This is a genomic window from Vreelandella lionensis (genome assembly GCF_044543515.1).
Taxonomy (GTDB): domain Bacteria; phylum Pseudomonadota; class Gammaproteobacteria; order Pseudomonadales; family Halomonadaceae; genus Vreelandella; species Vreelandella lionensis.
On sequence record NZ_JBITWC010000020.1, the window covers coordinates 21,667 to 38,746 of the forward strand.

At 57.9% G+C, this 17,080-nt stretch carries 18 protein-coding genes and 1 tRNA gene; 15 read left to right on the forward strand and 4 right to left on the reverse strand.

Going from position 1 to position 17,080, the window contains the following annotated elements:
* Positions 1-4: 4 nt before the first annotated feature.
* The 3 genes from ACIGG6_RS12930 to ACIGG6_RS12940 all read right to left on the reverse strand — a co-directional run bounded on the left by ACIGG6_RS12930 (position 5) and on the right by ACIGG6_RS12940 (position 1,538).
* On the reverse strand, positions 5-772 hold the full coding sequence (locus tag ACIGG6_RS12930; protein ID WP_399844902.1) for an AraC family transcriptional regulator: 768 nt from the start codon (positions 770-772) through the stop codon (positions 5-7).
* A 114-nt stretch (positions 773-886) separates the two neighbouring features.
* Positions 887-1,243 carry a RidA family protein gene (locus ACIGG6_RS12935; RefSeq protein ID WP_054641705.1) on the reverse strand — a complete coding sequence of 119 codons (357 nt, stop codon included), beginning with the start codon at positions 1,241-1,243 and terminating at the stop codon, positions 887-889.
* A 208-nt stretch (positions 1,244-1,451) separates the two neighbouring features.
* Positions 1,452-1,538: transfer RNA gene (locus tag ACIGG6_RS12940), tRNA-Leu, on the reverse strand.
* Between the two features lie 114 nt (positions 1,539-1,652).
* On the opposite strand from ACIGG6_RS12940, the gene queA reads away from it, so the two are divergent.
* The 5 genes from queA (at position 1,653) to secF (ending at position 7,234) form a co-directional block, all read left to right on the forward strand.
* The gene (gene queA / locus ACIGG6_RS12945) at positions 1,653-2,684 is read left to right on the forward strand and encodes a tRNA preQ1(34) S-adenosylmethionine ribosyltransferase-isomerase QueA (RefSeq protein ID WP_399844903.1); all 1,032 of its coding nucleotides are present in this window, start codon (positions 1,653-1,655) and stop codon (positions 2,682-2,684) included.
* Positions 2,685-2,738: 54 nt separating this feature from the next.
* Complete coding sequence (tgt, locus tag ACIGG6_RS12950) at positions 2,739-3,866, forward strand: tRNA guanosine(34) transglycosylase Tgt (RefSeq protein WP_451923652.1); 1,128 nt, start codon at positions 2,739-2,741, stop codon at positions 3,864-3,866.
* A gap of 77 nt (positions 3,867-3,943) precedes the next feature.
* Positions 3,944-4,270 (forward strand): preprotein translocase subunit YajC, encoded by a 327-nt coding sequence (gene yajC, locus ACIGG6_RS12955; RefSeq protein WP_188637668.1) that lies wholly within the window; start codon positions 3,944-3,946, stop codon positions 4,268-4,270.
* Positions 4,271-4,404: 134 nt separating this feature from the next.
* The gene (gene secD / locus ACIGG6_RS12960; protein ID WP_399844906.1) at positions 4,405-6,258 is read left to right on the forward strand and encodes a protein translocase subunit SecD; all 1,854 of its coding nucleotides are present in this window, start codon (positions 4,405-4,407) and stop codon (positions 6,256-6,258) included.
* Positions 6,259-6,307: 49 nt separating this feature from the next.
* Positions 6,308-7,234, forward strand: a complete 927-nt coding sequence (secF, locus tag ACIGG6_RS12965) for a protein translocase subunit SecF (protein WP_253502215.1) — start codon at positions 6,308-6,310, stop codon at positions 7,232-7,234.
* Between the two features lie 83 nt (positions 7,235-7,317).
* On the opposite strand, the gene ACIGG6_RS12970 is transcribed toward secF, so the two are convergent.
* Positions 7,318-8,112: an inositol monophosphatase family protein gene (locus ACIGG6_RS12970; RefSeq protein ID WP_399844910.1), complete on the reverse strand. Its 795-nt coding sequence runs from the start codon at positions 8,110-8,112 to the stop codon at positions 7,318-7,320.
* A gap of 140 nt (positions 8,113-8,252) precedes the next feature.
* Between ACIGG6_RS12970 and trmJ the strand changes: the two genes are divergently transcribed.
* The 10 genes from trmJ (at position 8,253) to ispG (ending at position 17,058) form a co-directional block, all read left to right on the forward strand.
* Entirely contained in the window at positions 8,253-9,032 is a 780-nt protein-coding gene (gene trmJ / locus ACIGG6_RS12975) for a tRNA (cytosine(32)/uridine(32)-2'-O)-methyltransferase TrmJ (protein ID WP_399844912.1), read from the forward strand.
* Positions 9,033-9,196: 164 nt separating this feature from the next.
* Positions 9,197-10,060, forward strand: a complete 864-nt coding sequence (gene cysE / locus ACIGG6_RS12980; RefSeq protein WP_083025239.1) for a serine O-acetyltransferase — start codon at positions 9,197-9,199, stop codon at positions 10,058-10,060.
* A 77-nt stretch (positions 10,061-10,137) separates the two neighbouring features.
* Positions 10,138-10,605, forward strand: coding sequence for a Fe-S cluster assembly transcription factor (locus ACIGG6_RS12985; RefSeq protein WP_253502209.1), 468 nt, complete (start codon positions 10,138-10,140; stop codon positions 10,603-10,605).
* Between the two features lie 25 nt (positions 10,606-10,630).
* Positions 10,631-11,806, forward strand: coding sequence for an aminotransferase class V-fold PLP-dependent enzyme (locus ACIGG6_RS12990; RefSeq protein WP_399845001.1), 1,176 nt, complete (start codon positions 10,631-10,633; stop codon positions 11,804-11,806).
* A 54-nt stretch (positions 11,807-11,860) separates the two neighbouring features.
* On the forward strand, positions 11,861-12,187 hold the full coding sequence (locus ACIGG6_RS12995; RefSeq protein WP_058579867.1) for a HesB/IscA family protein: 327 nt from the start codon (positions 11,861-11,863) through the stop codon (positions 12,185-12,187).
* 177 nt (positions 12,188-12,364) lie between these two features.
* Complete coding sequence (gene ndk, locus ACIGG6_RS13000; protein WP_399844915.1) at positions 12,365-12,790, forward strand: nucleoside-diphosphate kinase; 426 nt, start codon at positions 12,365-12,367, stop codon at positions 12,788-12,790.
* Between the two features lie 82 nt (positions 12,791-12,872).
* Positions 12,873-14,057 (forward strand): 23S rRNA (adenine(2503)-C(2))-methyltransferase RlmN, encoded by a 1,185-nt coding sequence (gene rlmN, locus ACIGG6_RS13005; protein ID WP_083025235.1) that lies wholly within the window; start codon positions 12,873-12,875, stop codon positions 14,055-14,057.
* A gap of 118 nt (positions 14,058-14,175) precedes the next feature.
* The gene (gene pilW, locus ACIGG6_RS13010; RefSeq protein WP_399844918.1) at positions 14,176-14,910 is read left to right on the forward strand and encodes a type IV pilus biogenesis/stability protein PilW; all 735 of its coding nucleotides are present in this window, start codon (positions 14,176-14,178) and stop codon (positions 14,908-14,910) included.
* Positions 14,911-14,950: 40 nt separating this feature from the next.
* A complete protein-coding gene (locus ACIGG6_RS13015) occupies positions 14,951-15,934 on the forward strand; it encodes a RodZ domain-containing protein (RefSeq protein WP_399844919.1) in 984 nt (327 codons plus the stop codon).
* Between the two features lie 8 nt (positions 15,935-15,942).
* Positions 15,943-17,058, forward strand: coding sequence for a flavodoxin-dependent (E)-4-hydroxy-3-methylbut-2-enyl-diphosphate synthase (ispG, locus tag ACIGG6_RS13020; protein WP_399844921.1), 1,116 nt, complete (start codon positions 15,943-15,945; stop codon positions 17,056-17,058).
* Positions 17,059-17,080: the final 22 nt, after the last annotated feature.

Genomic DNA, 17,080 nt, shown 5'->3' on the forward strand with positions numbered 1-17,080 from the left:
GGCGTTATCTATCAGAAGAGGGGGAAATCTCAAAGTAACGACGATAGGCGCGGGAGAAGCTGCCTTGGTCGCGAAAGCCCACCAGCATGGCAATGTGGCCAAGACTCAGCGCGCTATGGCGAACCAGCGTGCGCGCATGCTCTAACCGCCTGCGCTGTACATAAGCCAGCGGCGTCACGCCAGTTAACTCGCGAAAGCAGCTATGAAAGTGCCCAGGGCTTAACGCACACAGCGCGGCTAACTGCTCCACCCGTATTTCATCCGCCAAATGCTGATCTAGCCAAGCATCCAAACGTTCTAGATCGAGCCGTTCGCTGATACACCGAACTCCGAGCTGGTCGGCCGTCTGTTTTGGCGCATCGTTTAGGTACATATAGAGCGCCCGCAGCAGCAGCACGGCGATTTCATTTTGCAGTGCTGGGCACTGATCAAGCTGATGAGCGAGCGCATGGGTAAGCTGATTTAAGGCAGGCGGAACGGTAAAGAAACGCGGCTTATCGAATAAGCGCTCAATCTCACTGCCCTTTTCCAGCGTGGCTAAGTGCTGCACGGGGATATCCAGCACCAGCGTACGGTTGCTGCCATCGCCCTGATACTCGTGATGGCGCGACGAAGGGATCAAACAGCCACGGCGAGCGGTGACCCGCTCCCCCTGGCCTTCCATGGCAAGCTCGGTAACGCCACACGTCGCCAGGATTAGCTGGTGGAAATTGTGGGAGTGCGCCACCTGCTCTGGGGCCAAATTGCGGCTATGCAGCTCAAACTGGGCCATGAACTTACCATTGGGTTGATTCTCAACAAGGGCCTTCACTATACGGCGATGCCCCGCTTAAAATCGAGGGTGCGTTAACGTTGCATTAACGCACCCTACAACAGGCCACTACCCTTATGCGTCAGGCAGGGCTGCGATCACCATAATTTCCACTTTCCACTCGGGCTTGGCCAGCTTGGCTTCTAGCGCCGCGCGTACCGGCGGACGACCCGGCACCACCCAGGCTTCCCACACTTCGTTCATTTCCGCAAACTCGGCCATATCGGTCACCCACACCTGAGCAGAGATCAGGTGCTCTTTAGAGGTGCCCGCCTGCGCCAGCAGCTCATCGATGCGCGCCAACACCTGCTCGGTTTGGCCACGCATGCCCACCGTGGCATCTGCCGGTACTTGGCCCGCGAGGTAGACCGTTCCGTTATGAACAGCCACTTGGCTCATACGTGCATTGCTTTCGTGATAGGTCACGCCCATGGGGTATCTCCAGCGAAGGTAGGTTTTTTCTTTCGTTTATAACAACCCCGCATATTTACCATAAAAAGCGTTTAGCACTAGGCCCTAATGGGCTGAAATTTGGAATTTTTGACTCACTGACATCTTCACTAAAACGTTTTATTAGCGTGAATCATCAAACAACGGGCACAAAAAAGGGCCTAGCGATAAAACGCTAAGCCCTTGAATTTGGTGCCGGTGGCCAGACTCGAACTGGCACACCCGTAAAGGCGGCGGATTTTGAATCCGCTGCGTCTACCAATTCCGCCACACCGGCAATGGATGCGCATTATACGGAGATAACCACTCAGGTCAATCTCATCGACTGACTTTATCTACCTAAAGCGCTATCCTAGGCGGCTTGTTTGACCACTGAAAAGAGCTTATTCACATGCAGCGTGCGGACTTCCATTTCGAGCTACCCGATGAGCTAATTGCCCGCTATCCGTCCGAGCAGCGCAGTGATTGCCGTTTACTGTGTGTGGATGGCCAAAGCGGCTCGCTGGCTCATCGCCGCTTTCCTGACCTGCTGGACCTACTTGAGCCGGGCGACCTGCTGGTGTTTAACGATACCCGCGTGATTCCCGCCCGCCTGCATGGCCATAAGGCCAGCGGCGGCAAGGTGGAAATGCTGCTGGAGCGCCCGCTGGATAGCCACCGGGGGCTGGCGCATATCCGCTCAAGCAAATCGCCCAAGCCGGGCACCGAGCTGATTTTCGAGGGCGATATCCACGCCGTGGTCGAAGGCCGCCGCGATGCGCTGTTTGAACTGCGCTTTTTAGGCGATACGCCAATGATCGCGCTGCTGGAAAAGCACGGTCATATGCCGCTGCCGCCCTATATCACCCGGGAAGACGAGCTGAGCGACCGCGAGCGCTATCAAACCGTCTACGCCCGCCGCGATGGTGCCGTTGCAGCACCGACTGCCGGGCTTCACTTCGACCAGCCGCTGCTGGATGCCCTGGCCGAAAAAGGCATCAATAGCGCTTTTGTGACGCTGCATGTTGGCGCAGGAACCTTCCAGCCGGTGCGGGTGGATAACATCCTTGAGCACCACATGCACAGCGAATGGATTGAGGTGACCGAAGCCACCTGCCAGCAGATCCGCGATACCCAGGCCGCTGGCAAACGCGTAGTAGCAGTGGGCACCACCAGCGTCCGCTGCCTGGAGAGCGCCTGCATGAAAAGCGGCGACGGCAAGATTGCCCCGTTCAGCGGCGACACCGATATCTTTATCTACCCAGGCTACGAGTGGCGCTGTGTGGATGCACTGATCACCAACTTCCACCTGCCCGAATCCACCCTATTGATGCTGGTATCAGCGTTCGCGGGGTATGAGCACATCATGCAGGCCTACCGTACGGCAGTAGAAGAGCGCTACGCCTTCTTTAGCTATGGCGACGCCATGCTGCTGACCCGCTAACCGCCGCGTTTACCGATTGATTAACGAGTTATTGTGATGCGAAACGAATGCTTTATGCGCTTTGAGCGCCTAGCCGAAGACGGCCGCGCGCGCCGAGGCCGCCTGCACTTTCCCCGCGGTACTGTGGAAACCCCTGCCTTTATGCCCGTAGGCACCTACGGCACGGTAAAAGGCATGACGCCTGAGTCGGTCAAAGAGATTGGCGCAGAGATCATCCTGGGTAATACGTTCCACCTTTGGCTGCGCCCCGGCACGGATGTCATTGAAGCCCACGGCGACCTGCACGACTTCGCCCAGTGGGATAAACCGATCCTGACCGACTCCGGCGGCTTCCAGGTGTTCTCGCTCGGTGAAATGCGCAAGATCACCGAGCAGGGCGTGCATTTCCGCTCGCCGGTGGACGGCAGCAAAGTGTTTATGGGGCCGGAAGAGTCCATGGCGGTTCAGCGCTCGCTGGGCTCTGACGTGGTGATGATCTTTGACGAGTGCACGCCCTACCCGGCCACGTTCGAAGAAGCCGAAAAATCCATGGAGCTGTCGCTGCGCTGGGCCAAACGCTCTCGCGATGCCCATTGCGATTCCCCCTCGGCACTGTTCGGGATCATTCAGGGCGGCATGCACCCTGTGCTGCGTGAGCGCTCGCTCAAGGGGCTACTTGAGATCGGCTTCGACGGCTTAGCCATTGGCGGCCTCTCGGTTGGCGAACCCAAAGAGGAGATGATCAAGGTACTGGATTATCTGCCCACCTGGATGCCGGACGACACCCCGCGTTACCTAATGGGTGTGGGCAAGCCGGAAGACCTCGTTGAAGGCGTTCGCCGCGGTGTGGATATGTTTGACTGCGTGATGCCCACGCGTAATGCTCGCAACGGCCACCTGTTCACGTCAGATGGCACCGTTAAGATCCGTAACGCCAAGCACCGCTTTGACACGCGCCCCCTGGATGAAGAGTGTGATTGCCATACCTGCCAGAATTTCTCTCGTGGCTATCTGCACCACCTTGATCGCTGTAATGAAATGCTAGGTTCCATGCTCAATACCATCCATAACTTGCGCTACTACCAGCGTGTGATGGCTGATTTGCGCGCGGCAATCGAAGCGGGTACATTGACGACCTTTGTGGAAAGCTTCTACGCAAGGCGCGGCCTCCCTGTGCCTCCCCTTGCAGAATCTGACACCTAAACAATAAAAGCCACTGGCTGAGGCGAGTGGCTTAATCCGTTCACCCATTGAGTGTTCTAACCCAGGAGTTCCCTGCAATGCTGGATTTCTTCATCTCACCAGCCCATGCCCAAGAAGCCGCTGCTGGCGGTGGCATCGCGCAAATTGTCATGTTGGTCGGTTTCGTACTGATTTTCTACTTCCTGCTGTGGCGTCCGCAAGCTAAGCGTGCCAAGCAGCACAAACAGCTGGTGTCTGGTCTCGCCAAAGGCGATGAAGTCGTGATCGGTGGTGGCCTGGTTGGCCGCGTATCCAAAGTCAGCGATGAGTTCCTGACCCTGGAAGTCTCTGAAGGTACCGAAGTGAACGTGCAGAAGAACGCCGTTGCTGCCGTACTGCCTAAAGGCACCATTAAGTCCATCTAACGCTTGCACTCCCCCCTGCCGACCCAGTGCCAGCCACCCCGGCAGGGGTGACATGGTAGCGTCGATGGTGAACGTTGCTGTGCCCAGCCTGTCTGTGCACAGCGATTCCGTTTGTAATTGAAGGCAGGGCTTGCATGCTCAACCGTTACCCCCTGTGGAAGTATCTGCTGATACTGGTCGTCCTGGTGGCTGGCCTTATCTACTCGCTTCCCAATCTATTCCCCGCAGATCCCGCTATTCAGGTTAGCGATGCCCAAGGCAACGCCCTGGATGAACGGCAAATTACCCGCGTTGAAGAAGCGCTCAGCGAGCGCGATATCGCCGTCAAAGCCGTTGAAGAGAACAATGGTCAATGGCTGATTCGTCTGCAAAGCGACGATGACCAGCTCGACGCGCGGGATATTGCCGCCGAGGTGCTTGGCCCCAACGCGACCGTGGCGCTCAACCTTGCCGATGCGACACCTGGCTGGCTGCAAGCTTTTTCTGCTTCCCCGATGACGCTGGGCCTTGATTTACGCGGTGGCGTTCACTTCCTACTGGAAGTGGATATGGACGCCGCGCTGACCCAGCGCCTTGAGGTGAACGCCAGCGCCATGCGCGAACTGCTGCGCAGTGAGCGCATTCGCTACCGCAACACGGCCATTGACGAGCGCTCGCTGTCAATCGACTTCGCCAGTACTGAAGACCGCGATACCGCCCGCCGCTTGATCAGCCGCGACTTCCCGAACTTCGAGTACACCAGCGAAGGGGATGGCCGTGCTTCAAGCCTTGTCATGACGCTGAGCGATGTCACGGTCAACGAAATCCAGGACTACGCCATCAACCAGAACTTGACCACGCTGCGCAACCGCGTGAACGAGCTGGGCGTGGCCGAGCCCATGGTACAGCGCCAAGGGCCGAGCCAAATCGTGGTCGAGCTACCCGGCGTACAGGACACCGTGGCCGCCAAGCGGATCGTGGGCGCGACGGCCAACCTCGAGTTTCGTCTAGAAGCGCGCAACGATACGCCGGATGCCGAAACCGAACGCTTCGAGTTTCGTAACGACCCGGCCCGCTCAGCGGAGCTGATGCGGGATGTGATCATTACTGGTGACAGCGTCTCCAGCGCCAGCAACAGCTTCGACGAAAACGGTCGCCCCCAGGTCAACATCAACCTGGATGGCACCGGCGGCACGCTGATGAACCGCGCAACGCGCACCAACATTGGCCGCAACATGGCGGTGCTGTTTATCGAGCATAAGAGCGAAGACCGCATCGAAGTCGATCCGGAAACGGGCGAAGAGACCATTGTTCGCGAACCGTATACCGAGCGCGGCCTGATCAGCTTGGCGACGATTCAAAGTGCGCTGGGTAACAGCTTCCGCATCACCGGCCTTGATTCCCCCACTGAAGCCGCCGAGCTTGCCCTGCTACTGCGTTCCGGTTCGCTAGCAGCGCCGATTTACTTCGTGCAAGAGCGCACCATTGGACCAAGCCTAGGCGCTGAAAACATCGAGCGCGGCCTGCTATCGGTGCAGATCGGCCTGCTGCTAGTCGTGCTGTTTATGCTGGTGCGCTACAAGGTGTTCGGCGTTTTTGCCAACATCGCCCTGGCGCTCAACCTCACGCTGCTAGTCGCCGTGATGTCGATGCTGGGCGCCACGCTCACGCTACCCGGTATTGCCGGTATCGTGTTGACGCTGGGCATGGCGGTGGACGCCAACGTGCTTATCTTTGAGCGGATACGCGAAGAACTGCGCAACGGCATGTCGATTCAGCAAGCCATTTACGCGGGTTATGAGCGGGCGTTCACCTCGATTGTGGATGCCAACATCACCACGCTGCTGGTGGCGGTGATTCTGTTCTCGATTGGCACCGGCCCGGTGAAGGGCTTTGCCGTCACGCTTTCAATCGGCATCCTGACATCGTTGTTCACTGCGCTGCTGGTGACGCGCGCCATGGTCAACCTGACCTATGGTGGCAAGCCCGTCAAAAAGCTGTGGATCTAATCTCGATGGGATCTCAACACGCGCTCAGCACAGAATTTAAGAGGTGGTAATGAAACCCCTATCACAACTGCGCATCGACTTTATGGGACGACGTAACCTCGCGTTTGTCGTCTCTGCCGTGATGCTGATTGTCTCTATTGGCGCCGTTCTATTTCAGCAGCTCAATCTGGGCCTGGACTTTACCGGCGGCACCCTGGTGGAGGTGCGCTACGGTGCCGCGCCGTCGCTGGATGCCATTCGTCAGCTGCTGGAAAACAGCGGTTTCCAAGATGTCTCGGTACAAACCTTTGGTGCTTCCACGGAAGTGCTGATTCGCCTGCAGCAAGCGTTTGATGGCGACGTGGGTAACGAGGTTGTCAATCTGCTGCGTGCCAATGGCGATAGTGTCAACTTAGTGCGCGCCGAGTTCGTGGGCGCCCAGGTCGGCGACCAGCTGCGTGACCAGAGCGGCTTAGGCCTGCTCGTCGCGCTGGGCGTGGTGATGCTTTACGTAGCTTTCCGCTTCCAGTACAAGTTCGCCCTTGGCGCCCTGCTTGCCCTGCTGCACGACGTGATCATCGTCGTAGGCGTGTTCGCGCTGTTCCAGCTCGACTTCGACCTAACGGTGCTGGCAGCCATTCTGGCGGTCATCGGCTACTCGCTGAACGACACCATCGTGGTCTATGACCGTATTCGCGAGACGATCCGAACCTCGCGTATCGACGATATGCCGCAGATTTTCAACGAGGCGATTAACGCTACGTTGTCGCGCACATTAGCTACCTCAGGCACAACCGTGCTGGTACTGCTAGCGCTGCTGCTGCTCGGTGGCGATATGATCGAGAACTTCGCGATCGCCCTACTGGTGGGTATCGTGGTGGGTACGTTCTCGTCTATCTATATCTCCGGTGCCCTGTTGATTCCGCTGAAACTCTCTCGGGAAGACCTGATTCCCACCAAGAAAGAAGTGGATGAAGAGGAAGAAGAGCTGCCCTAAACGCGTTATAGCAGCCAACGAAAAGGCCCTGCCGGAATCAACCGGCAGGGCCTTTTCATATCTTCACGCCTAACGCGCTCTTCTTAGAAGTTCGGCGCCAGCTGCTTAATCAGCGCTTTATAAAGACGCGGGCCAGCGGCCATCAGTTGGCTTTCGGCATTCACGGTCGGCTTGCCATCCGGGGTACCCATCAGAGCGCCCGCTTCTTTTAGCAGCAGCGTACCTACCTGCATATCCTGCTCTTCTAGGCCCAGCACAAAGACGCTGTCTACACGGCCTGCGGCCAGCTCGCACATATCCAGCAGGCCGCTGCCGGTCGCTACCAGGGTTTCTACCTGCGGCGCGAGCTGCTGGGTAATGGTTAAGTAAGCAGGCAGATGGCTCGGGCGCAGCCAGGTTTCTGGCAGGCTCATCGCCATGCGTGTGGCAGGAATAGCGGTTGGTTTGCTAACCCGCATGCGCTTGTCGTTGTGCTGAGCGCCGCGGCCGCGACTGGCGATATATTCGTCATCACCAAAGGGAGAGATCACCACCGCGTGTTCGGGGCGACCTTTAACGAGACACACCACTGAGAGTGCAAAGCCCTTACCTGCTACTGCTAAATTAGAGTAGCCATGCAGCGGTTCAATTTTCCATACGGTATCTTCACCTTCGCCTTCACCCGCTTTATAGGGCGTATAGCGGCCAGAGAAGCCGTGCAGAGGGTAGCCGCGCTGCAGTTGTTGAATGATGGTCGCCTCGGCTTTACGCGCTGTGTCTTCCAGCAAGCGGTCGAGGTTAAATTCTTCATGGGCGTTTTCGATACGTTCGCGAACGCGTAAAAAGTGCTCAACGGCGCCACGCGCGGCGCGCAGCGTAAATTGGACCATCGGATTCATGATCGGGCCTTGTCACAGTGATGTTAAAGAACGGTTCAGGCGCAATACGCCTTTTGGCGGGCAATTCTAACAGAGGCCCCTCGGGCATGCCATCGACTCATGCTAAACTGCGCGTTTTACGCACATGAACCGGGCCTACTATGCTTGAGCGCATCCGAATTGTTTTAATTGGCACCAGCCACCCTGGCAACATTGGCGGCGTGGCACGCGCCATGCACAACATGGGCTTAGCTGATTTAGCCCTGGTCGCTCCTCGCTGCGACGTCATCACTCAAGACAGTATTTCTCGCGCCTCAGGTGCCGACCATCTACTTCACCAAGCTACAGTGCACGCCACACTTGAAGAAGCCGTGGCCGATTGCACGCTGGCTGTTGGCGCCAGCGCCCGCTCGCGCACGCTGCCCTGGCCGATGATATCGCCTCGGGAACTTGCCGAGCGCCTACCCGGCGAATGCCAGCCAGAAAATGCCCGTGTGGCGCTGGTGTTTGGCCGTGAAGACAGCGGCTTAACCAACGCCGAGCTGCAGCGCTGCCATGCCCATGTGCATATTCCGACCAACGCTGATTTTAGCTCGCTCAACCTTGCCGCCGCGGTGCAAGTGGTGGCGTATGAGTGCCGCATGGCATGGCTTAGCCAGGCCGATGCCCCCCAGGTGGCGGATGACAACGACGAGCGGGCGACCCACGAAGAGCTCGAGCGTTACTTCGAGCACCTAGAGCGCACGCTGATCGCCATCGAGTTTCACGACCCTGCCCAGCCGCGCCAGCTCATGGCACGCTTGCGACGCCTCTATTTACGGGCACGGCCTGAAAAGATGGAGATGAACATTCTGCGCGGCATTCTCTCGGCGACTGAAAAATCCGCTAAAAAGAGTGGAACCGGTAGTGTGAACCAAGAGAACGCCGACAAATCCGCATAGCACATAACGGCGTACTAATCACAAGAGGCGCCAGCAAAGCGGCAATGGCCTAAACTTGAAGTTACAACAACGCGCCCCAACATCGCCTTTTTGACTGCCGCTTTGCACTCACCATATTCCAATACTGTATTGCTGCTGCCTCCCTTAACGCCCAAGGATCACCCATGTTTCAACGCCTGCGTGAAGACATCAATAGCGTATTTGACCGCGACCCGGCGGCACGTAATTTTCTTGAGGTGCTGACCAACTATCCCGGCCTACACGCCCTGCTGCTACACCGCTGCGGCCACTGGCTGTGGAAAAAGAACTTTAAGTGGCTGGCACGGACGCTATCGACCTTCTCCCGCTGGCTGACCGGCATTGAAATCCACCCAGGTGCAACCATTGGGCGGCGCTTTTTTATCGACCATGGCATGGGCGTGGTGATTGGTGAAACCGCACAGGTGGGCGATAACGTCACGCTCTACCAAGGCGTGACGCTGGGTGGCACCAGTTGGAACAAAGGCAAACGTCACCCTACGCTGGAAGATGGTGTGATTGTTGGTGCCGGCGCCAAGATACTAGGGCCGTTTACCGTGGGCGCAGGTGCCAAAATTGGCTCTAACGCGGTAGTTACAAAAGAGGTGCCAGCGGGAGCAACGGTGGTCGGCATCCCCGGCAAAATCGTCAAACGCGCCGACCCGGATGTGGAAGAGGCGCTGGATATCGACCCGGCCCGCCGGGAAGCCATCTGCCAGAAGTTTGGTTTCGATGCCTATGGCGTCAGCCAAGACATGCCAGACCCGGTGGCGCGCTCGATGCAGGCCATGCTTGATCACATGCACGCCGTGGACGAGCGTATCGAGCGCATGTGCTCAACGCTTCGCAAGCTCGATGCCAACTACCGCGATGGCCAGTTACCGGCTCTGCGAGATGAGGACTTTGCCGATATTCTGGATGAAAACGATACCGGCTGCCCTGGCCTTGGTCATACTGCCCAGGAGCGCAGCAGCCCATCACCGGAAAGCAGCACCACGCGCAATAGTTGACCAAAGCACTCAGGATTTCCATAATGGCGCAACATTTGCTGCCAGCGCGCTGAAAGCTCAGCGACGAGGTACCTGCTATGCGCTTGACGACAAAAGGCCGTTACGCCGTTACGGCCATGCTGGATTTGGCGCTTAACGCCCCCAGCGGCCCTACCAGCCTGGGAGATATCTCCCAGCGACAGGAGATCTCGCTCTCTTACCTGGAGCAACTCTTCGCAAGGCTGCGCCGGGCGGGGCTAGTTAGCAGCGTGCGCGGGCCGGGTGGCGGTTACCTACTGGCCAAAGCACCCGAGGAGATCAGCGTCTCTCTGGTGATTGATGCAGTCAACGAAACCGTCGACGCGACCCGCTGCCAGGGGCTATCCGACTGCCAGCAGGGCGACACCTGTTTAACGCACCATTTATGGTGCGAGCTATCCGGGCAAATTCGCAGTTTTCTCGACGATATTACGCTGGCGCAGTTGATACAGCGCCCTGATGTGATCCGCATCGCTACCCGGCAAAAACAGCGGGTCGATGCTGGCATCCTCGCGTCTTCCCTTTGAAGGTATTTACTGCACGCTGGAATCTATGACGATGACCTCCACTCCCTCGCTGCCCATTTATCTCGATTATGCCGCCACGACGCCGGTCGATGGCCGTGTGGCTGAGGTTATGCAGCGCTACCTCACGGTAGACCAGCTGTTCGCCAACCCCGCTTCCCGCAGCCATATGCTGGGCTGGCAGGCCGAGCAGGTGGTGGAACAGGCGCGCCGCCAAGTGGCCGATATGATCGGCGCTGATCCGCGTGAAATCGTCTGGACCAGTGGCGCCACCGAAGCCAATAACCTAGCGCTGATTGGCTTTATGCGTGCTAACCGCGAACGTGGCATGCACCTTGTCACTTCCAGCATTGAGCATAAAGCGGTGGTAGACACCGCCAAGGCACTGGAGAGCGAAGGCTTCGAGATCACCTGGCTAACCCCAGGGCACGATGGACGCATCACCCCTGAGCAACTGCGTGCCGCCATGCGCGACGACACGGCACTGGTATCGCTAATGGCGGTGAATAATGAGTTAGGCAGCATTCATGATATTGCCGCCCTAGCGGAAGTCACCCATGAGTTCGGGGCGGCGTTCCACACCGATGCCGCCCAGGCGGTGGGGCGTATTCCGCTCGACGTGGTCGCTCAGCATATTGATTTGATGTCGCTATCAGGCCACAAAGCCTACGGGCCTAAAGGGGTCGGCGCTCTGTATGTGAAACGCCACCCGGATATTCGCGTCGAGGCACTCATTCATGGTGGCGGCCACGAGCGCGGCATGCGCTCAGGTACGCTGCCTACTCATCAGATTGCCGGTATGGGTGAAGCGTTTAACGTCATGCAACAGCAGCAGGACGCGGATCAGGCCCATATTGCGGCGCTACGCGAACGCTTTCTAAGCGGCTTATCAAACCTGGAAGGCATCATCCCCAACTCCCCACTGGAGAACGCCGTTCCCAACATCTTGAACTTGGCTTTTGAAGGCGTGGATGGCGAGGCACTGCTGATGGCGCTTCGGGATGTGGCCGTGTCTACCGGCTCTGCCTGCAACTCGGCAAGCGTTGACCCGTCTTATGTACTACTGGGCATTGGTACGCCCCGTCGGCTCGCGCTCTCATCGCTGCGTATTAGCTTTGGGCGCTTTACCCAAGAGGCCGATATCGACCACGCATTAACCCTACTGCGCCACGCGGTGAGCGGCTTACGTGCGACCGCACGTTAGGCGGCTGACGCTCTCCTGACGCACTTCTAACGACTTCTTAAAGGAGAACGCTCCATGGCAACACTAAACATTACGCCCGCTGCAGCTGAACAAATTCAGCGTGTGCTCGACGAGCGCGGCCAGGGTCTAGGCCTGCGGGTATCCGTTAAACCCAGCGGCTGTTCCGGCTACAGCTATGTGCTTGATTTTGCCGATGAAGCACAGGATGACGATGTGCGTTTCGAAGATCACGGCGCAAGCGTCTACGTGGCTCCTGATGCCGTCGAGATGCTAGACGGCAGCGAAGTGGATTACGTCAACGAAGGCTTGAATCGCTTTTTCCGCTTCAACAACCCCAATGTAAAAGACCAGTGCGGCTGCGGTGAAAGCTTCACAGTCTAAGCTATCCGCCGTGGCTGTTGCGCATATCACCGGTATTCATACCCCCCGGGAGGCGCTATAATCGCGGCCACTCGGCAGCCGATGCAACATACGGCCCTAGCCGACCACTTTTTCCTGCGCCGCCCCGGCTTTCCGGGGCGGCAATTTCTGCTTTATCCCTTTTAAGGAGATTTCTGCATGGCGACTGAACGTACTCTTTCCATCATCAAGCCCGATGCCGTTGCTAAAAATGCCATTGGCGACATCATTGCACGCTTTGAAAAAGCGGGCCTGAACGTCGTAGCCGCTAAAATGATGCACCTCTCTGAAGAGAAAGCGGGCGGTTTCTACGCTGAGCACAAAGAGCGTCCCTTCTTCAAAGACCTAGTTGGCTTCATGACCTCTGGCCCGGTAGTTGTACAAGTGCTGGAAGGCGAAGGCGCCATCGCTAAAAACCGTGAGCTGATGGGTGCTACCAACCCGAAAGAAGCCGCTCCGGGCACCATTCGCGCTGACTTTGCGGAAACAATCGACGCCAACGCTGTCCATGGCTCTGATTCTCCGGAAAGCGCTGAGCGCGAAATTAGCTACTTCTTCGGTAACGACGAAATCTGCCCGCGCTAAACCAAGCGCCGCCGTTTCAACCTTCGTTGCCGGCCATTTTCGCGGGGGCTTTGCCCCCGCCTCTTTCTGAACGCTGACCGCCATGACCACCACCGTAGCTCAACATACGCCTGCCCCCAACACGACTCCTGACCGCGCGACTGCCCAACAAGCGGCACCGGCACGCCAGAACCTGCTGGGGCTTTCCCGCGAGCAGATGGAAGCTTTCTTTTTGTCAATTGGCGAAAAGAAATTCCGCGCCACTCAGGTGATGAAGTGGATTCACCAGGAAGGCATCGACGACTTCACGGCGATGACCAACCTGTCGAAACCGCTGCGCGACAAGCTCTCCCAAGTCGCTGAAATTCGCGGCCCGGGCGTTGTCTACGAAGGTACTTCCAGCGACGGCACCCGTAAATGGGTGTTAGAGGTTGAGGATGGCAGCTACGTAGAAACGGTGCTGATTCCCGCTGAAAACGGTAAGCGGCGCACGCTGTGTGTCTCTTCCCAAGTGGGTTGTTCGCTGGACTGTAGCTTCTGCTCTACCGGTAAACAGGGCTTCCAGCGTAACTTAACCGCCGCCGAGATTATCGGCCAGGTGTGGGTTGCCCAACGCAGTGTTGGCCCGCGCCGTGATACCGCCAATCGCCCGGTGACCAACGTGGTCATGATGGGTATGGGCGAACCGCTGCTCAATTTCGATAACGTCGTGCCCGCCATGAAGCTGATGCTCGACGATAACGGTTATGGGCTCTCCAAGCGCCGCGTCACGCTCTCTACATCGGGTGTTGTACCGATGATTGACAAGCTGGGCGATGAAATGGATGTGAGCCTTGCTATCTCGCTGCACGCCTCCACCGATGAGCTGCGCAACGAGCTAGTACCGATCAACCGTAAGTACAATATTCGTGCGCTGCTGGATGCCTGCCACCGTTATCTGGCCAAGTGCCCTGATAACCGTCAGGTCACGATTGAGTACACGCTGATCAAAGACGTCAACGATCAGCAAGAGCACGCCGAACAGCTGGCCGCTTTGCTCAAAGAGCTGCCGTGTAAAATCAACCTGATTCCGTTTAACCCTTTCCCGAACTCAGGTTACGAGAAGCCATCGCGTAACCAAGTGATGCGCTTCCAACAGTGGCTGTACGACTTAGAGTACAACGCTACCGTGCGCATGACCCGTGGCGACGATATTGATGCCGCCTGTGGTCAGCTAGTGGGCCGCGTAAAAGACCGTACCAAGCGTAGCGCACGCTATATTCAGTCCGTTCAGCTTGACGCTGACTAATCGCTGCTGTCTTGACATCCACCTGACACAGCGCTTTGATGGACACGCTTTTGCCGGGTGCTTACAAAGCACCCACCTTGCAGCACTGGCTCAATAGTTTCGACTCAAGAGGGCGTAGATGATCGGTCACCGCAGGCGCATTACCCTTTTTAGGATGCCCATGCTGTCCGTGCTTGCTGGCAGCCTGCTGCTGGCGGGCTGCGCCACCTCTGGCCAAGGGATCAGTGACGACGCCAACCCCGACGCGGCAGAAGCCTACACCCAGCTTGGCGTCGCCTACCTAGAGCGTGATAACCTGCCCCGCGCGTTGAATGCCCTTGATCGTGCTCTTGAACTGGACCCGCGCCACCCTGAGGCACTTCAGGCGCTCGCGCTGGTCTATCAACAGCAGGGAGAGAGCGATCTTGCCAACCGCTACTTCCAGCAGGCGTTGAATGCAGCGCCCTCGTTTACTCGCGCGCGTAACAACTACGCCGCGTTTTTGTATCAGCAGGCGCAGTTTTCACAGGCCTGCGAACAGTTAGAAATAGCATCTCAGGATGCCCAGTACGCCAATCGTGCCCAGCTATTTACCAACCTGGGGCAGTGCTATTTGGCAATAGACGAATTTGATAAAGCGCGCGAACGTTTGCAACGCGCGCAAAATATCGACCCGCGCAACCCACGCGGGTATTTAATGTTAGCCGAACTGGAAGTTTCACAGGGCAATTATGATCAGGCCTGGGCACCGCTGCAGAACTATCTGCAGTTAGCCGGCCCAGACCCAGCGGCACTGGAACTGGCGATTGATGTCGCCCTCGCCCGCGGTGACGACGCCGCGGCTGCCGACTACCAGCGCTTGCTAAACAACTGATTGCCGCCCTGATCACCACATTATTGAAGGATGCTCAGCTATGAGCGACACACAGTTACAAGATAGCGTTACTACGGCCCACAGCACAGCAACCCCCGGTGAGTTGCTTTCTCGTCAACGCGAATCGCTGGGCGTCCCGCTGACGGATGCCGCCCGAGCACTTAACCTGCGCCCTGCCGTGGTGGATGGCCTAGAGCGCGATAATTACGAAGAGATTCCCGTCGCTGCGTATCGTCGCGGCTACTTGCGCGCCTATGCCAAATATTTAGGCATGGACGAACGTGTGGTGCTTGAGGCTTACCAGGTTCGCCACGGCACCAGTGATGCCGAACGCAAGGTGGCCCCGGTTACCGTGACTAAGCCGCCATCCAAAGTAGGCGCATGGCTCTTTAAGTTAGTCACTCTGCTGGTGATTGCCGGGCTGATTGCCGTGACGGTTGCTTGGTGGCAAAGCAGAGGTGGCAGCGAGCCGCCGAGCATCGGCGCCTCACCCGCTATGGAAGAGAACGAAGCGCCCATCAGCGAACCCGAGCCAGCTCCCGAGCCTACTCCGGTGGTCACACCTGAGCCCGCCGCAACGGAGGAGTTGACTAACGATGTGGTCAGCGACGAGCCCGCCGACAGCGATATTAGCGATAGCAGTGCGCCCGCTGCTGACAACGATGAGCCAACCGCTGCCACTAGCGACGAACCCGCGGCCCCAGCGGTTGACGCCGACGCAGCGACCGATGTAGCTGAGGCGCCTGCTGAAGAGGTGGCCGATGCCGCCCCCGCTGCTAACCCCAACTTGCTGGAGCTGACGTTTAACGAGCAGTCCTGGACAGAGATTTTCGATGCCAACAACCAGCGTGTGTTTGTCGGCCTACAAACCCCCGGCACCACCGCGAGCGTTGAGGGCGAGCCGCCTTTTCGTTTAACCGTCGGCAACGCCACCGGTGTAGAACTGCGCTACCAAGGTGAGCTCGTCAACCTTGCCGAGCGCGCCGGTGCCAATAATGTTGCCCGCTTTACCCTGGGAGAGTGACCCGTCTTATGCACGCCCCTTCTCCGATTAAACGCCGTCTGTCACGCCAAATTCATGTTGGCAATGTGGCCGTGGGCGGCGATGCGCCGATTTCCGTACAGAGCATGACCAACACCAACACGCTGGATGTGGACGCCACCGTCGGCCAGATCCAACAGTTGGAAAAAGCGGGCGCGGATATCGTCCGCGTCTCCGTGCCGGATATGGACGCCGCTGAAGCCTTCGGCAAAATCAAACAGCGCGTAGCCGTCCCACTCGTTGCCGACATTCATTTCGATTACAAAATCGCCCTGCGCGTCGCTGAGCTAGGCGTTGACTGTCTGCGCATCAATCCCGGCAATATTGGCCGGGAAGATCGCGTACGCGCTGTGGTAAGCGCCGCCCGCGACCACGGCATTCCAATCCGTATCGGGGTGAACGCCGGATCGCTGGAAAAAGATCTGCAGAAGAAGTACGGCGAGCCCACGCCTGCGGCACTGGTCGAGTCCGCCATGCGCCATATTGACCACCTGGACCGCCTCGATTTCCAGGAGTTTAAAGTCAGCGTGAAAGCGTCTGATGTGTTTATGGCGGTGGCCGCTTATCGCGACCTTGCCACCCGCATCGAGCAGCCGCTGCACCTGGGTATCACCGAAGCAGGCGGCCTGCGTTCGGGCACAGTGAAGTCCTCCATTGGCCTAGGCATGCTGTTGATGGACGGTATCGGCGACACCATCCGCGTCTCGCTGGCTGCCGACCCGGTGGAAGAGATCAAGGTCGGGTTCGATATGCTCAAGAGCCTGAAGCTGCGCGCCAAGGGCATTAACTTTATCGCCTGCCCCAGCTGCTCGCGGCAGAACTTTGACGTCATCAGCACCATGAACCAGCTTGAAGAGCGCCTGGAAGATGTGATGACGCCGCTGGATGTCTCGGTGATTGGCTGTGTGGTCAACGGCCCCGGCGAAGCTAAAGAGACCGATATCGGCCTAACCGGCGGCTCACCAGCCAACTTGGTCTACATCGATGGCAAACCGGCGAGTAAGCTGCGCAACGATCATCTGGTGGACGATCTGGAAAAGCTGATCCGCGATAAAGTGCGCCAAAAAGAGCAGCAGCAAGAGAATACGATTGCGCGCAGCGTTTAACGCCTACCTCGCTGGCAGAGGC

Coding starts and splice junctions, on each gene's coding strand:
- ACIGG6_RS12930 (WP_399844902.1), bottom strand. CDS start 772: ATGGCCCAGTTTGAGCTGCATAGCCGCAATTTGGCCCCAGAGCAGGTG.
- ACIGG6_RS12935 (WP_054641705.1), bottom strand. CDS start 1,243: ATGGGCGTGACCTATCACGAAAGCAATGCACGTATGAGCCAAGTGGCT.
- queA (WP_399844903.1), top strand. CDS start 1,653: ATGCAGCGTGCGGACTTCCATTTCGAGCTACCCGATGAGCTAATTGCC.
- tgt (WP_451923652.1), top strand. CDS start 2,739: ATGCGCTTTGAGCGCCTAGCCGAAGACGGCCGCGCGCGCCGAGGCCGC.
- yajC (WP_188637668.1), top strand. CDS start 3,944: ATGCTGGATTTCTTCATCTCACCAGCCCATGCCCAAGAAGCCGCTGCT.
- secD (WP_399844906.1), top strand. CDS start 4,405: ATGCTCAACCGTTACCCCCTGTGGAAGTATCTGCTGATACTGGTCGTC.
- secF (WP_253502215.1), top strand. CDS start 6,308: ATGAAACCCCTATCACAACTGCGCATCGACTTTATGGGACGACGTAAC.
- ACIGG6_RS12970 (WP_399844910.1), bottom strand. CDS start 8,112: ATGAATCCGATGGTCCAATTTACGCTGCGCGCCGCGCGTGGCGCCGTT.
- trmJ (WP_399844912.1), top strand. CDS start 8,253: ATGCTTGAGCGCATCCGAATTGTTTTAATTGGCACCAGCCACCCTGGC.
- cysE (WP_083025239.1), top strand. CDS start 9,197: ATGTTTCAACGCCTGCGTGAAGACATCAATAGCGTATTTGACCGCGAC.
- ACIGG6_RS12985 (WP_253502209.1), top strand. CDS start 10,138: ATGCGCTTGACGACAAAAGGCCGTTACGCCGTTACGGCCATGCTGGAT.
- ACIGG6_RS12990 (WP_399845001.1), top strand. CDS start 10,631: ATGACGATGACCTCCACTCCCTCGCTGCCCATTTATCTCGATTATGCC.
- ACIGG6_RS12995 (WP_058579867.1), top strand. CDS start 11,861: ATGGCAACACTAAACATTACGCCCGCTGCAGCTGAACAAATTCAGCGT.
- ndk (WP_399844915.1), top strand. CDS start 12,365: ATGGCGACTGAACGTACTCTTTCCATCATCAAGCCCGATGCCGTTGCT.
- rlmN (WP_083025235.1), top strand. CDS start 12,873: ATGACCACCACCGTAGCTCAACATACGCCTGCCCCCAACACGACTCCT.
- pilW (WP_399844918.1), top strand. CDS start 14,176: ATGATCGGTCACCGCAGGCGCATTACCCTTTTTAGGATGCCCATGCTG.
- ACIGG6_RS13015 (WP_399844919.1), top strand. CDS start 14,951: ATGAGCGACACACAGTTACAAGATAGCGTTACTACGGCCCACAGCACA.
- ispG (WP_399844921.1), top strand. CDS start 15,943: ATGCACGCCCCTTCTCCGATTAAACGCCGTCTGTCACGCCAAATTCAT.